Source organism: Leisingera sp. F5 (assembly GCF_001593695.1).
In genome coordinates this window covers 1-1,492 of the sequence record NZ_LUKH01000902.1, presented here as the reverse complement: position 1 = coordinate 1,492, position 1,492 = coordinate 1, and the positions used below count along the sequence as shown (strand labels likewise).

At 64.9% G+C, this 1,492-nt stretch carries 1 protein-coding gene and 1 pseudogene; both read left to right on the top strand.

Features of this window, described 5'->3' with window-relative positions; all coding sequences use genetic code 11:
- Window positions 1–455, top strand: a pseudogene (locus A2I95_RS37270) (exopolysaccharide biosynthesis protein); the annotation flags it as partial.
- Between the two features lie 131 nt (window positions 456–586).
- Window positions 587–1,492, top strand: a 906-nt coding sequence (locus tag A2I95_RS37265; RefSeq protein WP_291737496.1) for a DUF874 domain-containing protein, incomplete at its 3' end; no start/stop codon positions are given.

The window sequence follows — 1,492 nt, the reverse complement described above, 5'->3', positions numbered from 1 at the left end:
GCCGCACGGTGCTGATGGATATGAACTTCCGCCGCCCCGGTGCCGCGCAGGCCTTGGGAATGACCGCGCCAGGGGAACTGGCGGGCTTTTTGTCCGGCCAGGTGCAAATGGAGGATCAGCTGCTGCGCCCGCTGCCGTCGCTGACAGTCGGGCTGAACAGCGCCGCGGATCAGGATGCCGCCGAAATCCTGCATGGCCGCAGCTGTACCGGGGTGCTGGAGGACATGATGCTGCGCCTGGGCGCCGATACCGCTCTGTTCGACCTGCCGCCGGTGCTGGAGCATGACGACACTGCCGCGTTTTTGCCGCAGGTGGACGGGGTGCTGCTGATTGCGGACGGCACCAGCACCACTGCCGCCCAATTGGCCGCCTGCGAGAAGATGCTGGCGGGCCATACGCAAATGCTGGGTGTGGTTTTGAACCGGGCACGCAAGGCGGACAGCCCGCTGAACTGACGGCCACGCAGCCGGGGGTCATAGTTTTGCCCGGTTGCTGTGGTCAAAATACGGGCTACGGCGGCCGGCGGGCTGCCTGAAAACATGGATGGCAACCGGCTGGCGAACACCAGCCGCAAGAGAGCAGACAGATGGGGCCGATATACTCGCTTGGCGATTTCCTGGATATGGTGCGGCGCAGGCTGTTCACCATCGCTTGCGTCTTTGTCCTCGGATGTTTGCTGTCGCTCTGGTTTGCCGCCGGGCAGCAGCATGAATTTGAGACCGCCGAGGTGCTGCAGGTCACCCAGCCGCAGATCGCCGGTGAACTGGCGAAATCAACGGTCGAAGGCTCCTCTGCCCGGCGGATGCAACTGATCGAACAACGTCTGATGGCGCGCGGCACGGTGCTGGAAATCATCGAAAAATTCGGCCTTTACGCGGACATGGCCGCACTGACCCCCTTGCAGAAAGTAGCGCTGCTGCGGGACTCGGTCCGCATCACCGGCGTCGCCGCCGCGCGTGAAGGCTTTGCCGATGACGGCACTATTTCGGTGCTGACCATCACCGCCCGGATGCCCACCGCCGTGCAGGCGCAGCAAGTCGCCAGCGAGTTCGGCCGCCGCACCATCGAACTCAGCGTCGCCACCCGCATTGACCAGGCCCGCGAGACCCTCAGCTTCTTTGCCGAAAAGGAGGCCGCACTGGCGGATCAGGTTGCGGCCCTGGAAGACGAAATCGCGGCCTACCGGAATGAAAACGACGTGACCTTGCCCGGCACCATCGAATTCCGCCGGGCCGAAATCGCCACGATGAACGAGGGGCTGCTGGAAATCGCCCGTGAACGTATCGAAATCCGCCGCGCTGCCGATCAGGCCCAGGCCACGGAACGCCCGGCCACGGCCCGCCGGTTGCTGGCAGAGGCGGACCAGCAACTGGCCACGCTGGACGCCCAGGAGCAGCTCTTGTCCCAGCGCAAGACCGGGCTTGAGGCCTCCTTGCAGACCACGCCCGAGGTTGAACGCCGGCTGGGCGCTTATGACCGCCGTCTGGAGCAG